This is a genomic window from Lacrimispora sp., from assembly GCF_032078915.1.
GTDB lineage: Bacteria > Bacillota > Clostridia > Lachnospirales > Lachnospiraceae > Lacrimispora.
Genome location: NZ_DAMAUN010000012.1, coordinates 23,304 through 44,439 on the forward strand (window position 1 = coordinate 23,304; position 21,136 = coordinate 44,439).

The window sequence follows — 21,136 nt, forward strand, 5'->3', positions numbered from 1 at the left end:
AGCTATGAAACAGGAGATGACAATGAAAGAATTGGTGGCTCTTGTAAATAGCAGAGATGGTGAATTCCGAATTGACATAGAGTTTGGAAAGGAGCATGAAGAAGATGGAAAAGAGCAACAAGAAGCCAACGATTCCATTAATAAATCCTTTCGAGCTTGAAGTGGTGTCTATACGGCTTGTAAAAGATGCTCCGATATGCTCGGGGCATCCAATTACAAAGCCAGAGGATGCTGTAGACCTGGTTGGAAAATATCTCTGTGAAATGGATCGTGAAGTCCTATGCGTCATTAATTTGAAAACAGATGGAACACCAATTAATTGTAACATTGTAAGTATTGGAGCAATTGATGAAACAGTGGCACATCCAAGAGAAATATTTAAGAGTAGCATACTTTGTAATGCATCGAGAATTATGCTTGTCCACAACCATCCCAGTGCTAACCTTGAACCTTCAAAGGCAGATGTAAGGCTTACAGACAGGATGATAAAGGTCGGAGATTTAATGGGGATTCCATTAATTGATCATGTTATTGTTGGTGGAGATAATAGCAAGTATTTTAGTCTTAGAGCTAGGGAAATGCTAAAAAGCCCGGATATTCCATTGCAGAGTAATTACAGACAACTAGACTTTGAATCACAGCTGGTTGCAGAAAAGGGAAAGAGTAGGTGAGAGTAGTGGAGCAGGATCATTTTACAGAAGAAGAGCTTACCATAGCAAAAAGTGTAGATCTTGTATCAGTAGCACAAAGTCTGGGATATACACCTAAAAGAATAGGAAAGTATTACACGTTAAAAGAGATGGATTCCATCCGCATTTATGATAGAACTCATTGGTTTCGTTGGAGCAGACAATTTGATAAAGGAGAAAATGGTGGTTCACAGCTCGATTTTTTACGAGTATTTGCTGGCATGGATGTAAAGACGGCAGTGTTTTGGCTGTTGGAGTTTTCAGGCTATAGGCGAATTTTAACTGCTAGATCTGAACCTATATTGAAGTATCAGGTGAAAGAAAAAGAGCAGGAAAGAAAAGATTTTCAATTACCAGTGGCTTCACTTGATAATTCTTACCTGTATTCCTATCTGGGTCAAGAGAGGGGAATTAGCAAAGAAGTGATTGACTATTTCATAAGTCAAAATCTAATTTATGAAAGCAGACACTATCATAATATTGTTTTTCTTGGAAATGACAAGGATGGAAATACAAGATTTGCAAGTATGAGAGGAGTCTTTGACAAAGAGGGAAAACCGTTCAAATGTGATGTTGTGGGAAATGATAAGCGATATGGATTTAATCTTAGTCACGAAAATAGTGGAAGGATAGTTGTATTTGAAGCTGCAATTGATTTGATGAGTTATGTAGATATTACGAAAGATTATGAAAGTAATATGATTGCACTTGGTATGTTGGCGGATGCTCCACTGGCAACCTTTTTAGAAGAACATCCACAGATTACGATGATTCGATTTTGTTTAGATAATGATGAGCCAGGAAAAAAAGCCACAGAGGAAATGTTGAAAAAGTATTATGAATTAGGCTTTGAAGTGGAAAACTCTCCTCCGCCAGCGGGATATAAGGACATTAATGAGTGGTTGATAGCGACAAGACTTCCGAATCTAGGTGTGGCTACAAAAAGTATAGCCAAAATCAAGTGATGGCTACAAAAAGTACAGCCAGAAACGAAAATTGGCTACAAAAAGTGTAGCCACAGAGAAGGGAACAGCAGGATAAAGGGTTGTTATGATAAAAAATGGCTACAAAAAGTATAGCCATTTTATCAAGTTGGCTACAAAAAGTACAGCCAACAAGCAAAATTGGCTACAAAAAGTGTAGCCATATGAAATAGAGAAGGGGTTTCAGGGGATTTTTGCCCCTGACAAGTTGCGATAGGACGGAGACGTCGCTATTGCGTAACTTGCCGTGCTCGGGTCTGTATCCGGGCGCGTGAGCCAGGGTGAAAATGTACAAAACACAGATAAGGAGGTGCACCAAAAGCAATGGAAAAAGAAGTGAAACTTTTTACAGAATCAGATGAATTATTGAGTTGGTTAGCAGATAACGATATCTTGATGAACCTTTCGAAGGAAGATGGACAGATCCTTCTTAACTATATGGAAGGTCATGATTATGCAATTGGAATTCAGGAAGGCAATATGATACGAAAAGATCTATCAGAAGAAGATGGGGAAGTAGTGGAGTACACAATTGATGAGGTAATTGATATTGTATGCGAATGGAATTACGAATTGATACTTGATGCAGATGAAAAAAGACATAATCCAAAAGATTTTATAGATTTTGCCAATGAACAGAACCGTTATGAATCCTTAAAAAGAGACGAAATTCGCCTTGACCGAATGTTTGATAGGACAATCTATGCTAAGGAAATTGAAACGCTGGCAGTAAAATTAGCGAATGAATTCATAAGTAATCTGAACCACGGCAAGGATGTGGAGAAAAGTGTTGCAGCAGTTTCTGAGGAAGTCCATCATTACAGTACAGATAAAAGAGGAAGGTGACAGGATTGGCAGATCGTATTCATAGTGTAAGAAAAACGCTGCGATTGATGCCAGTGGAAGCGGAGTTGCTATCCAACAAAGCAAGCGCAGCAAATATGAATGAAGCAGAGTACCTGAGATTACTTATCAGCCAGAAGCCGAATGATTATCCTGAAATTAGAAGATTGCTGAAAGATTTAATCAATGAGGTCAATCACATTGGAAACAATATCAACCAGATCGTTCGAAATAATAATTCAGCATTGTATACGAAAGCAGATAAAGAACGCCTGATAGCATATATGAAAAAATTGAATGTGGCAGTGAATGAGGCGGTGATTATGATTGGCAATTAGTAAGGTGATGCATATGAAGGATTCTGGTAGTGGATTTCATGGAAGGCATTTAAGACGAAGTATCAATTATATTTTGAATCCTGACAAAACGCAGGAGGGTAGATTGATTGGTGGAGTTAACTGTCAGCCAGATATGGCATTTGAGCAGATGAAGGAAACCAAACGTAAATTTGGAAAGGTAGATCAAAGACAGGGCTATCATATCGTACTTTCGTTTAAGGAAGGAGAAATCACACCAGATACAGCCTATGAGATTACAGAAAAGTTCATAGAGCAGTACCTTAGAAATCAGTATGAGGTTGTATTTTCTGTTCATGATAATACGGATCATATTCATTCGCATATTGTATTTAACAGCGTAAGTTGCATTGACGGTAGAAAGTATCACTATAAAAAAGGAGATTGGGAAAAAGAAATACAGCCGATTACCAATAAGTTATGTGAAGAGTATGGACTATCTATTCTTGAGATAGGTGATGAGAAAAGTGATCCGGATCGGGGCTATCAGAATTGGAGCATCAATCGGGATGGCCCGTTTGTATGGTCAGATATGATAAAGCGTGATTTGGATGCTTGTATTTTGCAGAATAACACATTTGATGATTTCTTAGTTATGCTTAAAGATAAAGGGTATGAGGTAAAACAGGGAAAATATCTTGCTGTTCGACCACCCGGAATGAGTCGATTTAAAAGGTGTAAGTCGATAGGTGATGAATATTCAGAAGAACGTATTAAACAAAGAATTTTGGAAGAAGATATGTCATCTTATTTAAAGAAGCAGCAAACAGAAGTGAAACCGCAGATTGTAAGATGCCATGTGAAGCGATACCGCAGAGCGAAGATGTCAGGAATGCAGAAAAGATATTATGCTAAGTTGTATCGGATTGGTATGCTCAAGAAGAAACCATATAGTCAGGTGTATCAATACAAAGATGATATTCGTAAAATGCACAAATTACAGCAACAATACTTGTTTTTGGCAAGGCATGATGTGAAATCCAGTGTAGAACTAGCAGCGACGATTATGAATCTGACGGATAAAAGAAAAGAAGTCTCTAATGAAAAGAGTAAGATTTATCGTAACCAGAAAAAGTTTGAGAAGTTATTTGAGATTGCTAAGCAGATGACTGCTTTAAAAGAGTGTGAAAACACATATCAAAATGGGGATAACTTCTTTGAAAAGGAGCATGAACAGTGGGTAAATCTGGAGCAACAGCTTAAAGGCATGGGATACTCTTATGACGAAACAGTGGAGTTAAAGCAATATTATAAAAAGTTATTTTCGGAAATAAGTCAGAAGGAAAAAGCAGTTGTCAAGGAACTGAATCTTGGTAAGTCTATTTGGAAGGATACCGATAAAGAAGATTCTAAGATATTGGAGGATGTTATCGAAAAAGAAAAAATAAAAGAAACTTTGAAGCAGCCAGCTCGATAGGCTGTTATTTTTATGGAAAGAAGTAGGAGGAACGCATGGAACAATCAGAAAAGACAGCAATAAATATTCATATTACCGAATTTATGCAGGGGCTAAAAAATTTGGAACGATATACTGATGAAGTATTAGCACTGGTACAGGAAGATTTGGAATATGGACTAAGTGAGGAACAGGTCAAACAGTACTATAAGAAAAAATGGAGCATTGGGCAAATGAAAATCTATTCCAAGTGTCTCCGTAATGGTTACTCTGAAGAGGCAATTAAGGTTATTACTTCGGATCATTTGTCAAGAAATCAGATGAGCATTGCCTTGGAATTTTATGAGAAAGGTGTCCCGCTCGATAGTATCGAAGCAGTAGTTGGACAAAATGAGTTCCCAGCTGCAATGAAGAAAGCATATGAAACGGTACTTGCGCAAATGAAAGAAACAAGGAAGGTGGCAGAGGATGCACCTGATTTTGTTAAGAAACTAGTTGACCAGATATCAGCCATGATTACTCATATTGAATTTCAGGAGAAAAGATATGATGCACTGGCAGAACATCTTAAGATTTTTGAATCAACAAAAAAAGATGAAGATGTCAGAGATGATCTGGTAAAACAGAATGCTCATCAAGCAACAGTAATGAATGAACAGCAGAATCAGATTATGCAGGCAAATTCTGCAATTGCAAGATATCGCACTGAAATTGAGCAAAAAGAAAAGGAGATGAAAAAGATGCAGGATAAGAATGAGGAATTAGTAGAGCAGCTTCGAGCCATGGAACAACGAGATTCTGATACTAAGGCAGAATCAAAATTGACAAGCACGGTACAGCCTGAAATGGTTCTGGTGCCAGAGCCTAGCATAGAGAAGAAACAGTCAACAATCATTCCGCAAAACATTTCTGGATATGGGGTTCCGATTTACTACACGGTACCGATGGTGGATTCGTATGGAAGAGTGGTTCAGACACTTCCAATTGAACGCACGGAAAAAAAGACTTGTGGTTTTGCTAGTATATTCTCGAAATTAGGTGTAAAGAAAAAATCCAGACAGGATATTGTAAAGCTTGTGGCAAGTGGTGACTTAGTACCTGCTCAATTGGTGCAGTTAAAGAGTGCTATTGAAAGAGGACTTACGGAAAAGCAGCTGGTGGAACTAATTAACAACAATGTATCTGCGGAAATGATGAAGGAAATTATTGAAATTGCAGTTCTTGAAAATGCGATGTATGAGAAGGAGTAGGAAGCATGATAGCGATAGAAGAAACAATCAAAGCAATTCATAACAGTCATGGTAGTTTAACAGACGAAGAAATTCAATTGATTGCCCAGTTTGCATTTAAGACAGGAGATGCTGATTTGACTTCGAAGATGATTGAGGAATTTACAGCAGAGGCGGAAGACAGCAAGGCGTTGATTCAGAAATATGAAGCTGCTTTGGATGTAAAGCCAAAATGGGTTGATCAAATTGAGAATCTCTTAGTGGCAATAGAGATGTATCGTCTGGAAGAAGAAAAAACAGTGAATCGATTGGCTGATGTATTAGGCGCATATGGTATTCATGTGTCGGCAGAGGAAATCAGGAAGTCGGATACAGAGCAGATAAAACAGAAAGTGAAGATTTTATAAGGAAGGAGGTAAGCTGGAGTTGTTTAGAAAATTCCAGTAACGAATATGGCAGAAGAAATACAAGAAGCAGTCCAAATTATACGCGTCGCATATGATGGGATAGAAATAGCAATGAAGGTTGGAAATGGTGGCTTAGGAGCAATGCAAAAAGCTATAGACTTTTTAAAGGGAATGCTTGATTATGAAAAATCTCTTGGAAAAACATCTATGAAAAAGCTGCTTATGAAAGGTGGCGATTTACAAGTCTTGCAGTTTAAAACGTCTGATATGAAGAAAGTTGAGAAGCTGGCAAAGAAATACGGTATTCTCTATTCTGTACTTCCTGATGTTAAAAAGGCAGATGGTTTATCGGAGGTTATCTTTCATACAGAAGCAGTACCAAGAGCCAATATGATGATTCAGAAGTTAGGGTTTGGAAATATAGCGTCCTTTGATGATTATCTAAAGAATGGAGATGAGAAATCATTAGGAAAGCTATTGGATTTTCTCAAGCACCAAAAGAAGGAAACCGATAAGAGTATGTCTTCTGATGGTGCAAGAGCAGGTGTTGTTATGGAGGGATTGATTGAAAAAGTAGGTCTTTTTGCAATGGAAAAGCAAAGTATCAGTGTGGAAGCGGTGAAAGAAAATTTCAGTATTGGAAATGAACAGGCGAATAGAGTGATTAAGCAGCTTGAAACCATTGGATTACTCGATAAAAGAGACGCAAATGGAGATCATAAGGTCATGATGGACAAAGATGCATTCTTAAATCGTGTCAGGGGATATCAGGATTTGGCAGAACGAATGAGGGCAGTATCTGCATCTAAGAATCTAAAACTTTCTGATGTAACAATTAGTAAAACTCTTATTACAGCAGAAAACGACCATGCAGTGAAAACGAGAGTGCCAGGAACCTGGGGTAAGGATGCAAAGTATGTATGGTTTGATAAATCGAATGCAATGGATATTCATGGAGGAAAGACTATGCTTACTTTTATTGATAAGGAAAAGGATTACAAGATTTATGATGAAGAGAATCGAATTGTAACAACCATGAAGGGCGAAGAATTATACGCTGGTCATTATGATAAGGTGGAATCAGCTGTTCGAGAACATTATGAAAGAAATCAGACCAAAGAAGTTGCAAAAATGCAGACTACAACTAAAACCACCGGTATGAGAAAGAGGTAGATATCATGCAGACAAGTAAGAAAAAACCATCGGTTGTTTTTATTCTTGTTGGTGCAATCCTTGCGGGTTATTTTGGTTATTTGATTGGTGGGGCATGGGAAAAAGGCATGGAACTAAATGATTTTATCAATCGTTTGAATGAAGTCTGTTCCGCACCCTTAGCAAATTATATGAATGAGAATACAGTGAAAGCAGTAGCCATTGCCATAGGTATCTATGGGATGGCTATTTTAATGTATTACACTAGTCAGAGAAATCTAATGCCCGGAAAGGAATTTGGTACTGCAAGATTTGAAAATCCGCAAAGAGCAAATAAGATATTAGCCGATAAGGATGAGAACTTTAATCGAGTCTTAAGTCAAAATGTAAAAATGTCTTTAGATTTTCGCAGATTGAAATTGAATGGAAATATTCTGATTTGTGGTGGTTCCGGGGCTGGTAAGACATTTTATGAAGTAAAGCCAAATCTCATGCAAATGCCACATAATTGTTCTTTTATTTGCACCGATCCAAAGGGAGAAATTTTAAGAAGCTGTGGTCAGATGCTTAAGGACAACGGATACAATGTAAAAGTAATTAACCTATTGGAGATGGATAAGTCAGATTGTTATAATCCATTTTCTTATATTCGAGAAGAAACGGATGTAGTAAAACTGATAACAAATCTAATTTCCAATACGACACCAAAAGGGTCAACACCATCAGATCCGTTTTGGGAGAAAGCAGAAGGATTATTTCTACAGTCTATCTTTTATTATGTGTGGCTGGTAGAACCAGCTTCAAGAAGAAATTTTGAGACAGTATTAAAACTGATTGGCGAGGCAGAGGTTGCAGAACAGGGCAAGATGTCCATGCTTGATAAGCGTATGAAAAAACTAGAGGAGTTATCACCTTTAGGCGCTAATCATCCAGCCGTAAAGCAGTACAACAAATGTATGCGAGGCGCAGGGGACACGGTTCGTTCCATTATTATCAGCGCCAATTCAAGATTGGCATACTTAGAGAATCAGCAAGTACTGAGATTATTATCGAAAGACGAGTTGAATCTGGCTGATATAGGAATTGGAGTAAATGGAGATGGTGAAACAAAGACAGCACTTTTCTGTGTGATACCAGATTCTGATAAATCCTATAATTTTATCATAGGACTTCTATATACGCAGATATTTCAGGAACTATATTATCAGGCGGATTTTAATTGTGGAGGTGCACTTCCAATTCATGTAACTTTTATGTTGGATGAATTTGCTAACGTTGCTTTGCCGGATGACTATTGTAGCTTGCTTAGTACCATGAGATCTCGGTCTATCAGCAGTATCATAATCATCCAAAACTTTGCACAGCTGAAGGCTTTGTTCAAGGATACTTGGGAAACAATTCCGGGAAATTGTGACACCTTTATCTATTTAGGAGGCAACGAACAAAGCACCCATAAGTACGTTTCAGAGCTCCTTGGAAAGGGTACGATTGATAAAAAATCCAGCGGAGAAACTAGAGGAAGACAGGGGAGTAGCAGTAGAAATTATGATGTCTTAGGTAGAGAGTTATTTACACCAGATGAAGTACGAAAATTAGACAACAAAAAGTGCATCGTATTTATTCGTGGTTTTGATCCGATTATTGATGGTAAGTTTGTTCCATTTGGTCATCCAATGTTTCAGCAGACGGCAGATGGAAAGGGGAAAGCTTATATTCATAAAGTCAGAGGTAAGAGAGAATTAGTTGGAAGAACCTATGAAATCTTGTCAGCAAAAGCACTGGAGCATTTTGAAAAACGAAAAGCGAATGGAGATAACGTATATATTGATAAGTTGACTTATGATGAATTTATGCTTCTTGGTGATGTGGAGATGAGCAAACGATTTACGAAACTTGACGAGAAGGAACAGAAGGAAAAATTGAATCAGGAACTGGAAGCAGAGCTTGAATATGCAGAGGAAATGAATCAAAAAATAAATGAAATGCGTCAAGTGAATCGACCAAATTTGAGAGAAGACACAATTACAAATCGTATGATTCATTGGCCTTATACCAAGGAGCAGAAAGAGGAAGCGCGTAAGGCAATCGCTGCAAAAGTCCCTCAAAGTAAGATATTAGAATATTTCTATCCAGAAACAAGTGTTGAGCATATGGTTAAAGTCAGAGAATCATTCATGGCATAACAGATAAATAAGCGGATAAGATAAAAGCAACATATATCAGGTAAAGCCTGAAGTAATAATATAACGGAGGAAACTCCGATCATATAGATAACCTAAGTGGAATGGGTGGTTATTATTGCAAGCCAATAATAACTGCCCATTTTTTTCGTTGTAAAGGAGAAATCAAATGAAAGAAAGATTAACAATTCAGAAAAATAACAATCAGATGGAGGAAAAAGGAATGAAAGGATTATTCAAAAACGTGAAAAGAAAAATAGTACCAGCAATGTCTGGTGCAGTAATGGCAGTTAGTCTTATGAGTACACAGTGCTTTGCAGCATCAGGAACGTCGGCCGTTACGCAGCCACTTGATAACTTGAAGACGCTGGTGATTGCAGTAATTGGTGCAGTGGGTGTAATCATCTTGGCAAAGAATGTTATGGAATTTGCACAGGCTTATCAGCAGCAGGATTCTTCAACTATGAACTCAGCATTAAAGGGTATTGTAGCAGGAGTCATGATGGCAGGTATTTCAACTGTATTAACTTTCTTAGGATTCTAAGAAATAGCAGCACTGGAGGTGGTAACACCCCTCAAACAGAAGAAAGAGGTGAGAAACAAGTATGGATATTTTTAAACTTGGAGACAAGATTCTTTCCCTGCTAGAAATGGTATTCGGATTCTGGAACAACCAGATATCTTTAGTTTTTGCAATGCTCGGACAATCACCCGTTAATTTTAAAGGAGGCGGTCCATGGGCAGTGATTGAAGGAATTGAGCCAATCTTTGTAGCGGTTGGCTCATCCCTGGTGGTATTGTTCTTTGTCATTGGATTTTGCTCCGAAAGTGTTGACATCAGGGAAGAGATGCGATTTGAAGTGATTCTTCGGATGCTCATCCGAGTGGCACTAGCTGAATGGTTTGTGGCGAATAATGTGACAATCATGAAAGCATTTTTCACATCCATTGGAAACCTGGTAAATCTATTATCAGCGGGCACAAATACGACAATGACCATTGATAGCACACAGGCAGACATAATTAAGAATCTAGGATTTGGAGAAAGCCTTATTATGCTAATACTTGCGGCATTGCTATCCATTATTATCATCATTTGTGGATTTTTTATGATATACACAGTGTATTTCAGGTTTTTAAGATTATTGATCATTGTGCCAATGGGAGCAATTGCATTTTCAACTATGGGAGGAAACAGAACAGTCAACCAAACGGTAGTGGCGTATTGCAAATACTTTTTATCCGTCACGTTCGAGGCGGTTACTATGGCACTTGCAATTATTGTATGTAATGCATTTGTGAATGCTGGGCTTCCATCATTTACAGGAAATTATGCAGATTGGGCACAGACACTGATCTATCTGTGTGAAATGACATTCACTATAGCACTGACGGTAGGAAGTGTCAAAGGAGCGCAATCATTAACTAGTAAGACATTTGGATTGTAGGAAGGAATGGAACATGGAAAAGACATTAGAATATGAAACCCAGTGGGGAAGCAAAGAAGAGGTATTCTTTGATATTAATAGCTATCAGAACAATGGCAGTATTTATATTGGATTGGTAATAAATGAAGAAGGATACCCCGAACCATTTGGAGATATCACTGTTAATCTGAGTGGAAAAGCACCGGATTATTGTGGATATATTGATCTCAATAATATGCCAGAACTTGAGAGGTTTATCGAAAAAAATGAACTTGGAGAGTTTACAGGGGTAACACAAAGAAGTGGATTCTGTGAATATCCGTTATATCTGTTTAATCCAGAAAAACTAAGGGAGCTTTGTCCCAATGGAATGGCAGGATATGAAAAATCCATTGGAAAAGAAAAGCTACCCGAAAAAGATAAATGCAGATAGGAGGTATTCGACAGTGGTAATTGAAATCAACAAAGATATTGATCGCTATCAGGAATCAGTAGCACTAGGATTATCAGCAAAACAGCTGGTATTTTCTATTGCAAGTATAGTTGTGGGTGGTGGTCTGGTTCTTCTTTTGTACCGCTATATTGGTCTAACGGGGGCAGCATATGTTGCAATTCCTTGCGTAGCACCAATCGCTCTAGGTGGCTTTTATTCATACAATGGAATGGATTTCTACGAATATATGAGGAGGAAATTCTATTTTATGTTTGGAAACAAGGCATTGACTTATGTTTCTACAGAAGGAGAGCAAGCGATAAAGGAATTTGAAATGGAGTTTGCATTTGCAGAGAAAGCAAAGGGAATAAAGTTTATATGCAAAAAGAAAGATAAGTCAAAAGAGGAAGTATTAGCAGAAAATAAAGCAAGCAGGGAGGATTTTGAAGAGATGAAAAAGAAAACAAAGAAAATCGTAATTACTTGTATTGGAGTAATCGTAGTAGCGATTGCAGGTATAGCAGCTTATAAATATATGCATTAGAAACTTTGGAATAGATTGGACTGACCTCTTAGGTCTAGACAATTCGGGCATCAGCCGGGATTGCTCCCGACTGGTGTGCTATTAAGCGAAAGAGAGGTAAAGAAATGGTATTATTTACAGATGAATTTAAGGAACTGAAAAAAGCAAGTGAACCGCTTTATAAGTCTCCGAAATCGATTCAAGAAACAATAGAAATTATGGCAGTAGCAGAAAATGGGATTTTTGAGGTGGCAAAGAATCGCTATTCAAAATGTTACCGCTTTCAGGATATTAACTACACCACTACAAATGAGGATGAGCAGATTGATATCTTTGAACGATACTGTAAATTCTTGAATTCTTTGGACTGTAATTTCAAGATTACAATTAACAATAAGAATAAAAACATGGAAGATCTAAAGCATTATGTATTATTGAAGTATATGGATGATGGTTATGATAACTTCCGTAAAGTATATAACGACATCATAGAAGCAAAGATTCTAGAAGGCAGACAAGGGATTGAGCAGGAGAGATACTTAACACTCACAATTGAACGAAAGAATTTTGAGGAAGCTAAAGCACAGTTTGCCACATTAGAAGCAACGCTTCGAAAGGCATTCAATGAGTTGGGAGCAGATATCGTATCACTGAATGGAAATGAGAGATTAAAAATTCTTCATGACTTTTATCACCTTGGAAATGAAAATAGCTGGGATTTTGATATCAAAGAAGCGAAGAAAACAGGAAGTGATTTCAAAAATGATTTGAGTAATGGTATGATGAAGTTCTTTCCAGATAGCTTCGAGGATGAGAATAAGTTTTGTAAGGCATTTTTCATTAAGAAGTATCCGAGTAGCTTGTCAGACCGATTTCTAAATGAGATAACATCACTTCCGGTGCACTCCATTGTAAGCATTGATGTAGTGCCGGTTCCAAAGGATTTGACCACTAAGGTATTGCAAAAGAAATATCTGGGTATTGAATCAGATATTATCAAACAGCAGAGGGTTCGTAACAAGAACAATGACTTCTCGTCCGATATCTCCTATGCTAAGAGAACGGAGAAGAAGGAAATTGAAACTATCATGGATGATGTGCGTGAGAATGACCAATGCCTGTATTATGTGGCAGTGACAATCATTCTGATGGCAGATTCTAAAAAGGAATTAGAGAGTATAAGTGAAACAGTCGAAACCATTGGAAAAAGAAACAGTTGCACCATTGATGTGCATTATCTAAAACAGAGAGAGGCATTAAATACAGCATTACCGATAGGAGTAAGGCAGGTGGAAACGATGAGAACCATGCTTACCCAGAGTCTTGCAGTATTGATGCCTTTTAATGTGCAAGAACTTAACGATATTGGTGGTAATTATTATGGTATCAATCAGGTATCAAAGAATATTAATATCGGAAATCGTAAGAGACTTATCAATGGTAATGGATTTGTATTTGGTGTTCCTGGTTCAGGAAAATCCTTCTTCTGTAAGATGGAAATGGGAAATGTATTATTGTCTGGAGACGATGAGATCATAGTTATTGATCCAATGAACGAATATTTTGATATTGCAGAAACCTACGGTGGAACAGTTGTAAATATGTCAACCTATACCGATAATTATGTAAATCCTATGGCAATGGATGTATGGAACTTAGATCAGAATGATTCCAAAGGTTGGGTAAGGGAAAAAGGTGAATTTATGCTGGGACTTTGTGAACAGTGTATCGGTGATTCCCTAAATTCCAGACAGAAATCTATTATTGATAGATGTGTAAGAAAGCTCTATATAGATATTGCAAGAAGCAGAGAAAAGTATATTCCTGTTATGTCAGATTTCTATGAGTTATTGAATCAGCAGCCAGAGGTGGAAGCAAAAGACATCGCATTATCACTGGAGCTGTTCGTTAATGGATCACTTAACATCTTCAACCATCAATCAAATGTGGATGTTGACAATCGCTTTACAGTCTATGGAATCAGAGACTTAGGTGCAGAATTATCGCCCATTACCATGCTTGTCATGATGGAAAGTATCCAGCAGAGAATCGTGGAGAATGGAAAGAGAGGGAAAGCAACTTGGCTCTATATTGACGAATTCCATGTCTTACTTAATTCCGAGTATTCTGCAAAGTATTTACAGCAGTTATGGAAGAAAGTAAGAAAACAGGGTGGGTTATGTACAGGTATCACGCAGAACGTCGTCGATTTGTTACAGAACTACACAGCAACCACAATGCTTGCAAACTCTGAGTTTGTAGCATTATTAAAGCAGGCAAACACAGACAGTTCTAAAATGGCAGAGGTGATTGGTGTGTCAGAAGCACAGCTTCGATTTGTAACAAATAGTCCATCAGGTATGGGACTGATTAAGTGTGGTAGTGCAGTTATTCCATTTGATAATCAGATTAGTAAGGATACAGGTTTGTATAAGCTTTATAATACCAATATTCATGAGAAAATTGCGGAGCAGAAGGCGAGGGAAGCAGTTAAAAATTCTTAAGGAAATAGGTCATGGAATGGCATAATGTCATGAGGTGTCGAAGACACCTTGTGACATATGAATTTATTCTTGTGTCCAATAAGGCTTGAAATGCACAAGTTATTGTGATTATCTAGCAAAGTGAAAATTGATAGAACCAGCAGTTTGTGTAACATATGCATGAAAGCGGGTGGACGCCAAGGATATGTGGGAGCATTGAACATGTTTAATACTACTTTAATGCTACTTTTATATTGCAATATGTATATTAAAGTGGTACTATATGTATACAGAAATGAGAGGTGCATATGGAAATATTCAGTGTAAAACAAATAGCAGATATGTTAAATACGCAGCCTGAAACTGTAAGAAGATGGATTAGGAGCGGAAAATTAAAGGCTGAGAAAACCTCTAGAAAAGAAGGACACGCAGTAACAGAAGGAGACTTAAAAAAATTTCTTAAGTCATCACCTAAGTATACTGGAGTGATAGCGGGTGCTGCGATTGGTGCAATGGTAGCTCCAGTTGTAGCAATTCCTTTAGTTGGGTATAGCTGCTACTTATTTAGCTGCTAACAAAAACGGAAAAGAATATGATGATCCGTCATTTTCGAAAGAAGATGTAAGAAAATATCTTCATGAAGAAATCGAGAGACGTACCAATTCAATTAATCAGAAAATGAAGACCGTTGAACAATTACAACAAGAGATTGCTATGGATCAACAGCAGATAGCTGAGTGTACATTTATAATTGATAAGTTAGAAAGTGAAAAAGAATAAGAGAAGATTATGGGACAGGTTATTTGATAAATTGTCTAAATACGAAGGGAGAAGTACTTATGGGGGCTTTAGTGAATCTTAAGAATACATGCGATAATTTTTCAGTTGAATTTGAGGTGCTACCTACTATCGATTTTACAAAAGAGATGGATGAGAGGCAGCAAAGAATTTTTGAGGGTGTCGCTTCAATTAATGAGCAATTAGCGGAAAATGAAAAAGTGATTGCTGAGCTTAATGTTAATATAGACAAATTAACAAACCATGCAGATGGGATAGACTATATGGTAGCAGTTGCTAGCGGTGTGCTGGCAGGTATTATAGATATCGTTTTTGTGGAGGATTTTTCATTAGAAAAGGCCAATGAGTGGGGAAACGATAAAACAAATAACTTTGTGGTTAAAATAGCTCAAAAGCAGGGATATGAAGGAGATGACGTATATGGAGCTGTGAAATTTTTGGAAGAAAAATTTCCTCTTACTGCAGACAAAGCTACAAATGATTTTGGAGGCGGTTTGCAACATCATCTTAGAGATTTTTCCCATCATCCGACTCCGGTAGGATTATTCTTTTCATTCTTAACACAGTTTACAGGGAAAGTATATGGAACAGATGTAACAGGAATATTTAAGATAGTAGAACTAAAGGAAGGGGATCTTATTTTGGTGGGTAAGAACTTTCCAGAGAAGGTGACCTTTGGGGTTGTAAATTGGTTCTTCCATATGATTAGTGATATTGCTGGTTCATCAAGCTCGATTTTAGAGGGAAAAGTGGGAACTGGGCTGCCAGGTCCTTTGGTATCGTTATTAAAGGAAATCTCGGCGTTACCTATATTTAAAAGTATGAATGAAAAAGGGTATAAAGAATTCTCTGTGTGGATTTCTAAGTTATTCAATGGAACTCTATTAGGGAAGAGAGATGAAAATGGAAAACTAATCCCTTTGAAGTTTGATCTGCGAACAGAATTAGGTGTTGCTCAACAACTTGGAAAGCAGGCAATACCGATAATAATTAATGAATGTATTGTACGAGGCTTTTATTTTATAAGAAGATTTTTTATGGAAATTCGCGATCATAATGTAAAGAAAATTGCAGATCTAAAAAATATTAATTGGGAGAATACGCTTCCGTTTAAAAATAGAACAGTAATAAGAATGTTAACTATTTCAACAGGAACAATGACAGCAATCGATTTAGCAGATGCAGCAATTGAGTCTGCTGTTAAGTCCGGAGGTGTTGGACCGGCATTCGTTTCCAACATGTTAGTTAAAGTCAATTTTGTTGGAGTGGGTAGATTCGCAATAGCTGTTGGTTCAGATGTCAAAATGGGCGTTAAACGAAGCAAGTTAAGAAATGAACGCATTGTTGCAATGAATGAACAGATTTTCTTGTTGAATGGGAAAACATTCTATAAGCAGGCTGAAATGTGGATAGCGGCAGAAAATGCGGGAGAGACGATAGAAGAAGCATATTTATTGATGGAGAGAACAGCAGAAGCATATGCTATGGCATATGCAGATATGAGGTCTGATTTGAAGAAAATTTCTGGCTATACAGTAGGAATTGAAAAGAAGAATGTAGGATTGTTAAAAGAAATTAATGATATTTTACAATGGGGGTAATATAAATGGGCAAAAATGAGTTAGTTAATGTACAGAATATAAATGAAAGTCTAGTACCTACACTTATTCAAGAACAGTTTGGTCAATTAAAAGTGTTAAAGCAGAATGTAGAACTTGCAACTAAAAAGGCTGAATCGGCTCAAGAGTCTGCAAAATCAGCAAAAAGTAAATCAGCAGGATGGTTTCACAAAAAGGAAGCAATAGAGTCTTTACAGGATGCAGCGGTTGATTTGGCAGATGCGCAGATATCACAAGCGGAGGCGCAGGAACTTTCATTTGAATACCAGCAGAAATTAGGTGAAATTACTAAATATCTATTTGGGCTTGGAGTTACTAATATTGCTGTTAATAGAAGTGTTGTAAGGGAACTTGAAATGCGTTTGAGAGGTGCTTCAGAAGAGGAACTTGATGATCTTGCAAGACAAGAAATATTAGGTGTCGTTAAGCAGTTAAAAGCTCAAGAAGATATTATGAAAAAACATAGTGAATTAGCTAATTGGGTTAAACAACATGATAGTAAACTTGTATTGCAAGAAGAAAAGCAAATCGAATTGGAAAGAATATTTAAGGAAAAAGCTGAGCATGAAAAAAAGCAAGATGAAATTTTAAGAAGGAATTCAGAAAAGGACAAAGAGCATGATGCTATGCTTGAAAGTAGTAAGAAGAAGGCAGAAGAACATGAAAGATTATTAGCTGATAAAACTAAAAAAGATAATAATCAGGATGCGGAGATATCTCGCCAAGCTGCAAAGGATGAAGAACTGAGCCGTAGAATTGATGAGTGTGTAGAAAAGGATACAGACCAAGATGCAGAAATAGCACGCCAGGCAGTAAAAGATGAAGAACTGAGTCGTAGGATTAATGAGTGTGTAGAAAAGGATAATAATCAGGATGCGGAAATAGCACGCCAGGCAGCAAAGGATGAAGAACTGAGCCGTAGAATTGATGAGTGTGTAGAAAAGGATAAAGACCAAGATGCAGAAATAGCACACCAGACAGCAAAGGATGAAGAACTGAGCCGTAGGATTAATGAGTGTGTAGAAAAGGATAAAGACCAAGATGCGGAAATAGCCCGCCAGGAAGCAAAAGATGAAGAGCTGGGTCATAGAATTGATGAGTGCGTAGAAAAGGATAAAGACCAAGATGCAGAAATAGAACGCCAGACTGCAAGAGGTGAAGATTTGAGTCGATTAGTAAATGAACTGGTGCAGGCAAATTTAGATAAAGAAGCACAAATACGAGAACTTAAGAGCCAATGTGAAGATTTGATAAATCAAATTGCTTCGGGTTCAGAGTATGTAGAGTGTATGGAAGGCAGTATTATAAATAGACTTAAAGAGATGGCAAGTAAAAAAGGGTTGATTGTGTCATATATAATAGGAGTAGCTGCACTAATAGCTTCGATTATGCAATTCTTCATATAGTGCTGAAGTGTCTATTGAAAAGTCTGATTATTTGAAGGAGACTTGTTGGTGTATTAGAAAATAATGAGCCAGAATATTATCGTTATATATCTTATGGATTTCAAGATATACTATTAAGAAAATAGAAATTAATCAAATTATAATGAAGACTGTATTTGCAGAGAAATTGAGTTAAGAAGATAAATTTCAATTTTTAAGGAGTTAATTACAATGAAAAACCACAAAATAATAGATGGGAGGCTGCTTCAAACAAACAAAAAATTCTCTGCACTTAAGGAATCTCAAAAAACAAAGATTGCAGAGTGGGAATATGAAGCATATAAAGAATGTTATCTGAAATCCAAGAAAATTCCTGACAAACGAAGAGAAGATGAGATTTTGTTTTTAGTAACTGAAAAGATAGAATCTGCTGAAATATGGATTCCAGAAGATGAGATATATAAGCATTATCAAAGTAGACACAGCAAATTACTGAAGCGATTAAAAAAGGAGTTCCCGGAAGATTTTCAAGATGAAAACATAACTGAATAATAATTATACATAGAGCATTCAAGCCAAAAACTTGTCTGCTCTCTTTTTTTATCTAGATTGGAAAGAAGGTGAGACAATTGAAAATCAAAAAAGTGGATGACAAACCAATGATAATCCACACAAAAGCAAAGACAAAGATTCATTCCCATGAAGCGAAGTCTACTGGGATTAAAGGTCACAATGTTTATTCTGTAAAAAGAAGTCCGAAGATTATGTCAGCCACTACTAAACCGCAGACAATGGGAAAAGGGGCAGTTCGTCGAAGGGGCAAAATTACGTATCGGAAAAGCACGATTCATCAGAACCAGGAAAAACGTGGAGGACGAATCCATCAGCATAACAGAAATATCAAGGATGACACGAAGACTATTAAGACAAAGAATTCCAGTATTAAGTTAGTGGGTGCAGTAGGAGCAAATGCAGCATCAAATCAGATGGATGGTGCAGATGAAGTAAGAGATGCAGCAATGATTGCCTATGGGGTTACAAGACCCATGACTGGAGCAGCTTCTAAAGGAGCAGAATTCTTTAGTCAGAAGTCATTGGCAGAGAAGAAGCGAAAGATTAAAAAGGTGGAGTCTGGTAGGAAGCTTGCAAGAAGGCAGATTAAAAAAACAACACAGAAGGTAGCAAAGAAAGCGGCAAAGGACACTGCTAAGAAAGTGGAAAAAGAAACTGCAAAGAAAACAGCGAAGGTAACTACAAAAGTTGCAACTGATGTTGCTGTGACAGTAGCAGGAACTGCGGCAGTTGGACCACTCAGTCCGTTGATTGGAATTGCTACCGGAGAAGTTGTAGGAGCAAAGATTGACCATGATGATATGAAGCGTAACAGTCGAGTACGTAAAATCAAATTCTTTATGGATAAGATGAATTCCCAGGATAAACAACAAGATAGTTTATTAAAACTTTTAAAAGACTTAGTTATGAATCGGGCTGTCATTCCATTAAAGAAAATGGCTCTTGCTGTGGGAGGATTCTTGTTAATATTGATTTTACTGATATCTGTTATAACAGTTCCAGTTGTTACAGTAATTGCAACGATTTATAATTCCCCGTTTGCTCTATTCCTGCCACCGTTGGAAGAAGGTGATACGGTAATGAGTGTTACAACAGAATATGTTGCTAATTTCAACAGGGAGATCAACACACTAGCCAATGAGCATAATGGATATGATGGTGGAGAAATCGTCTATGTGGACTATGAAGGTACAGCAGCTAGTCCAAGCAATTATTACGATATCATGTGTGTCTATATGGTAAAGCATGGCATTGGTGATACTGCTACAATCATGAATGATATATCAAAAGATTGGCTTCAGGATATAGTTAATGATATGTGTTCTTACACGACCAGTTCCCGAACAGAAACCCATGAGAATGAAGATGGAACAACAGATTCGGAAACAATTCTTTCTGTTAATATTATGCTGAAAAATTACAGAGATATGATTACAGAATATAACTTTGATGAAGACCAAATCGAACTAATCAATGAAATGATGAGTCCAGAAAACCTAGCGATGATAGGCTATAGTAGTGGGGGATCTGCTGGAGGAAGTAGCAGTGGAAATAGCGTATCCTCTCTAACCCATGCGGAAATTGATGAAATCGTTAGTAGTATCACTGATCCAACTCAGAAGGAAACCGTAAGTTTTGCTTTAAGCAAAGTAGGATATCCATATAGTCAGGCTTACAGAGATACAGAAAATTATTATGATTGTAGTTCATTGGTTTACTATTCGTGGAAAGCGGCAGGAGTCGATATCAGCTTTGGTGGTGCGACCACAGCGGCAGCAGAAGCACAGGGTCTTGACGAAGCTGGAAAGAGTATAACCGAAGCAGACTTACAACCTGGAGATCTTATTTTCTATAGTTACACCACAAATGGTAGATACAAGAACATCAGTCATGTTGGAATTTATGCAGGTAATGGAAAGATGGTCGAGGCAAAGAATGAAGCAGAGGGTGTTGTATATGGAGATTTCCATAATGGAAGCGTTGTAATGTATGCAAGACCAAACAAATAAATAAGAATAGAAAGTTAGGCAGAGCTAGTAACATAAGTTCGGTCTTTTTTTGATTGGAGGAAAAATGTCTAAAGAGTATGAGGTCGAAATCAAAGAGGTTTTGTCAAGGATTGAAAAAATCGAAGCAGGTTCTCTTGGAGAAGCCATTGATAAAGCAATGAAAAAGTATTATGCACAGGAAATCATTCTTGATGCTGAGGACATGAAAGATGTGGATTTTCTTCCATATGAACAAAAACAACAATTAGGAAAAAGCAGATAGTGGAGGATAAAGAATATGAGCAAAGTAGTAGAAGAAAACGTAGTAAAGAACATGGCATTTTTAATGAAAATGCTGGAAAAGGAATGGGAAGTATCGAAGGAGAGCATTAAGACGGTTTTTATTTCAATGGATGAGGTTTCAAAGGTAAAATCTGATCTGTCCTTTATGATTCAGGTTAATATAGGAGTTCTCAACAGTAATAATGGGATGACTTTTAAGGAGTGTATGATAATGAATAAAGAAAATCATGCACTTCTTAGAATTACAAAAAAGGTTATTACTGCAATTGAAAAGGCAGAAAAGGATGAGACAGAGGAATTTGCCATTTCTTTAGATAAAGAGGAAGCAAAGCTTTATAAGGAGTTATTTGACAAGAAAAATTAGAACAG

Annotated in this window: 23 protein-coding genes; all 23 read left to right on the forward strand. The window is 37.2% G+C overall.

All coding sequences use genetic code 11. The features are described from left to right. Positions 1-4 precede the first annotated feature (4 nt). The 23 genes from RT269_RS06940 to RT269_RS07050 all read left to right on the forward strand — a co-directional run bounded on the left by RT269_RS06940 (position 5) and on the right by RT269_RS07050 (position 21,131). Positions 5-160 (forward strand): hypothetical protein, encoded by a 156-nt coding sequence (locus RT269_RS06940; RefSeq protein WP_313181489.1) that lies wholly within the window; start codon positions 5-7, stop codon positions 158-160. Further along, entirely contained in the window at positions 105-671 is a 567-nt protein-coding gene (locus tag RT269_RS06945; RefSeq protein ID WP_313181491.1) for a JAB domain-containing protein, read from the forward strand. The genes RT269_RS06940 and RT269_RS06945 overlap by 56 nt, the downstream gene beginning before the upstream one ends. Then, complete coding sequence (locus RT269_RS06950; protein ID WP_313181493.1) at positions 668-1,654, forward strand: DUF3991 and TOPRIM domain-containing protein; 987 nt, start codon at positions 668-670, stop codon at positions 1,652-1,654. Before RT269_RS06945 ends, RT269_RS06950 begins: the two co-directional genes overlap by 4 nt. 342 nt (positions 1,655-1,996) lie before the next feature. Continuing rightward, positions 1,997-2,518: a multidrug transporter gene (locus RT269_RS06955; protein ID WP_313181494.1), complete on the forward strand. Its 522-nt coding sequence runs from the start codon at positions 1,997-1,999 to the stop codon at positions 2,516-2,518. Positions 2,519-2,523: 5 nt separating this feature from the next. Beyond that, positions 2,524-2,853 carry a MobC family plasmid mobilization relaxosome protein gene (locus tag RT269_RS06960; protein WP_313181495.1) on the forward strand — a complete coding sequence of 110 codons (330 nt, stop codon included), beginning with the start codon at positions 2,524-2,526 and terminating at the stop codon, positions 2,851-2,853. A 13-nt stretch (positions 2,854-2,866) separates the two neighbouring features. Next, a complete protein-coding gene (locus RT269_RS06965; RefSeq protein WP_331664099.1) occupies positions 2,867-4,288 on the forward strand; it encodes a relaxase/mobilization nuclease domain-containing protein in 1,422 nt (473 codons plus the stop codon). Between the two features lie 35 nt (positions 4,289-4,323). Next, the gene (locus RT269_RS06970) at positions 4,324-5,517 is read left to right on the forward strand and encodes a hypothetical protein (protein ID WP_313181497.1); all 1,194 of its coding nucleotides are present in this window, start codon (positions 4,324-4,326) and stop codon (positions 5,515-5,517) included. A 5-nt stretch (positions 5,518-5,522) separates the two neighbouring features. Beyond that, entirely contained in the window at positions 5,523-5,903 is a 381-nt protein-coding gene (locus RT269_RS06975; protein WP_313181498.1) for a hypothetical protein, read from the forward strand. 45 nt (positions 5,904-5,948) lie between these two features. Further along, positions 5,949-7,076: a PcfB family protein gene (locus RT269_RS06980; RefSeq protein ID WP_313181500.1), complete on the forward strand. Its 1,128-nt coding sequence runs from the start codon at positions 5,949-5,951 to the stop codon at positions 7,074-7,076. Positions 7,077-7,081: 5 nt separating this feature from the next. Further along, positions 7,082-9,238, forward strand: a complete 2,157-nt coding sequence (locus RT269_RS06985; RefSeq protein WP_313181501.1) for a VirD4-like conjugal transfer protein, CD1115 family — start codon at positions 7,082-7,084, stop codon at positions 9,236-9,238. A gap of 166 nt (positions 9,239-9,404) precedes the next feature. Continuing rightward, positions 9,405-9,779 (forward strand): electron transporter RnfA, encoded by a 375-nt coding sequence (locus RT269_RS06990; protein WP_313181503.1) that lies wholly within the window; start codon positions 9,405-9,407, stop codon positions 9,777-9,779. Positions 9,780-9,840: 61 nt separating this feature from the next. Next, on the forward strand, positions 9,841-10,683 hold the full coding sequence (locus RT269_RS06995; protein WP_313181504.1) for a hypothetical protein: 843 nt from the start codon (positions 9,841-9,843) through the stop codon (positions 10,681-10,683). 13 nt (positions 10,684-10,696) lie between these two features. Next, the gene (locus RT269_RS07000) at positions 10,697-11,095 is read left to right on the forward strand and encodes a DUF4313 domain-containing protein (RefSeq protein ID WP_313181505.1); all 399 of its coding nucleotides are present in this window, start codon (positions 10,697-10,699) and stop codon (positions 11,093-11,095) included. Beyond that, positions 11,028-11,639 (forward strand): PrgI family protein, encoded by a 612-nt coding sequence (locus RT269_RS07005; RefSeq protein WP_313181507.1) that lies wholly within the window; start codon positions 11,028-11,030, stop codon positions 11,637-11,639. Before RT269_RS07000 ends, RT269_RS07005 begins: the two co-directional genes overlap by 68 nt. 104 nt (positions 11,640-11,743) lie before the next feature. Beyond that, positions 11,744-14,122 (forward strand): VirB4-like conjugal transfer ATPase, CD1110 family, encoded by a 2,379-nt coding sequence (locus tag RT269_RS07010; RefSeq protein ID WP_313181508.1) that lies wholly within the window; start codon positions 11,744-11,746, stop codon positions 14,120-14,122. A gap of 287 nt (positions 14,123-14,409) precedes the next feature. After that, positions 14,410-14,676, forward strand: coding sequence for a helix-turn-helix domain-containing protein (locus RT269_RS07015; protein WP_313181509.1), 267 nt, complete (start codon positions 14,410-14,412; stop codon positions 14,674-14,676). Further along, complete coding sequence (locus RT269_RS07020) at positions 14,645-14,881, forward strand: hypothetical protein (protein ID WP_313181510.1); 237 nt, start codon at positions 14,645-14,647, stop codon at positions 14,879-14,881. Before RT269_RS07015 ends, RT269_RS07020 begins: the two co-directional genes overlap by 32 nt. A gap of 59 nt (positions 14,882-14,940) precedes the next feature. After that, positions 14,941-16,500: a hypothetical protein gene (locus RT269_RS07025; protein WP_313181511.1), complete on the forward strand. Its 1,560-nt coding sequence runs from the start codon at positions 14,941-14,943 to the stop codon at positions 16,498-16,500. A 5-nt stretch (positions 16,501-16,505) separates the two neighbouring features. Further along, positions 16,506-17,924 (forward strand): hypothetical protein, encoded by a 1,419-nt coding sequence (locus RT269_RS07030; RefSeq protein WP_313181512.1) that lies wholly within the window; start codon positions 16,506-16,508, stop codon positions 17,922-17,924. A 210-nt stretch (positions 17,925-18,134) separates the two neighbouring features. Beyond that, positions 18,135-18,455, forward strand: a complete 321-nt coding sequence (locus RT269_RS07035) for a hypothetical protein (protein ID WP_313181514.1) — start codon at positions 18,135-18,137, stop codon at positions 18,453-18,455. Positions 18,456-18,523: 68 nt separating this feature from the next. Next, on the forward strand, positions 18,524-20,485 hold the full coding sequence (locus tag RT269_RS07040; protein WP_334308539.1) for a C40 family peptidase: 1,962 nt from the start codon (positions 18,524-18,526) through the stop codon (positions 20,483-20,485). 64 nt (positions 20,486-20,549) lie between these two features. After that, on the forward strand, positions 20,550-20,747 hold the full coding sequence (locus RT269_RS07045; RefSeq protein ID WP_313181516.1) for a DpnD/PcfM family protein: 198 nt from the start codon (positions 20,550-20,552) through the stop codon (positions 20,745-20,747). 15 nt (positions 20,748-20,762) lie between these two features. Beyond that, positions 20,763-21,131: a hypothetical protein gene (locus RT269_RS07050; protein WP_313181517.1), complete on the forward strand. Its 369-nt coding sequence runs from the start codon at positions 20,763-20,765 to the stop codon at positions 21,129-21,131. Positions 21,132-21,136 lie beyond the last annotated feature (5 nt).

Bases quoted from the DNA above. Each gene is read 5' to 3' on its own strand.
- RT269_RS07010 (WP_313181508.1), top strand. From the start codon at position 11,744: ATGGTATTATTTACAGATGAATTTAAGGAACTGAAAAAAGCAAGTGAA.
- RT269_RS07030 (WP_313181512.1), top strand. From the start codon at position 16,506: ATGGGCAAAAATGAGTTAGTTAATGTACAGAATATAAATGAAAGTCTA.
- RT269_RS07005 (WP_313181507.1), top strand. From the start codon at position 11,028: ATGGAATGGCAGGATATGAAAAATCCATTGGAAAAGAAAAGCTACCCG.
- RT269_RS07025 (WP_313181511.1), top strand. From the start codon at position 14,941: ATGGGGGCTTTAGTGAATCTTAAGAATACATGCGATAATTTTTCAGTT.
- RT269_RS06965 (WP_331664099.1), top strand. From the start codon at position 2,867: ATGAAGGATTCTGGTAGTGGATTTCATGGAAGGCATTTAAGACGAAGT.
- RT269_RS07015 (WP_313181509.1), top strand. From the start codon at position 14,410: ATGGAAATATTCAGTGTAAAACAAATAGCAGATATGTTAAATACGCAG.
- RT269_RS06940 (WP_313181489.1), top strand. From the start codon at position 5: ATGAAACAGGAGATGACAATGAAAGAATTGGTGGCTCTTGTAAATAGC.
- RT269_RS06970 (WP_313181497.1), top strand. From the start codon at position 4,324: ATGGAACAATCAGAAAAGACAGCAATAAATATTCATATTACCGAATTT.
- RT269_RS07035 (WP_313181514.1), top strand. From the start codon at position 18,135: ATGAAAAACCACAAAATAATAGATGGGAGGCTGCTTCAAACAAACAAA.
- RT269_RS06975 (WP_313181498.1), top strand. From the start codon at position 5,523: ATGATAGCGATAGAAGAAACAATCAAAGCAATTCATAACAGTCATGGT.
- RT269_RS06995 (WP_313181504.1), top strand. From the start codon at position 9,841: ATGGATATTTTTAAACTTGGAGACAAGATTCTTTCCCTGCTAGAAATG.
- RT269_RS06955 (WP_313181494.1), top strand. From the start codon at position 1,997: ATGGAAAAAGAAGTGAAACTTTTTACAGAATCAGATGAATTATTGAGT.
- RT269_RS06990 (WP_313181503.1), top strand. From the start codon at position 9,405: ATGAAAGAAAGATTAACAATTCAGAAAAATAACAATCAGATGGAGGAA.
- RT269_RS07000 (WP_313181505.1), top strand. From the start codon at position 10,697: ATGGAAAAGACATTAGAATATGAAACCCAGTGGGGAAGCAAAGAAGAG.
- RT269_RS06980 (WP_313181500.1), top strand. From the start codon at position 5,949: ATGGCAGAAGAAATACAAGAAGCAGTCCAAATTATACGCGTCGCATAT.
- RT269_RS06945 (WP_313181491.1), top strand. From the start codon at position 105: ATGGAAAAGAGCAACAAGAAGCCAACGATTCCATTAATAAATCCTTTC.
- RT269_RS06985 (WP_313181501.1), top strand. From the start codon at position 7,082: ATGCAGACAAGTAAGAAAAAACCATCGGTTGTTTTTATTCTTGTTGGT.
- RT269_RS07050 (WP_313181517.1), top strand. From the start codon at position 20,763: ATGAGCAAAGTAGTAGAAGAAAACGTAGTAAAGAACATGGCATTTTTA.
- RT269_RS07045 (WP_313181516.1), top strand. From the start codon at position 20,550: ATGTCTAAAGAGTATGAGGTCGAAATCAAAGAGGTTTTGTCAAGGATT.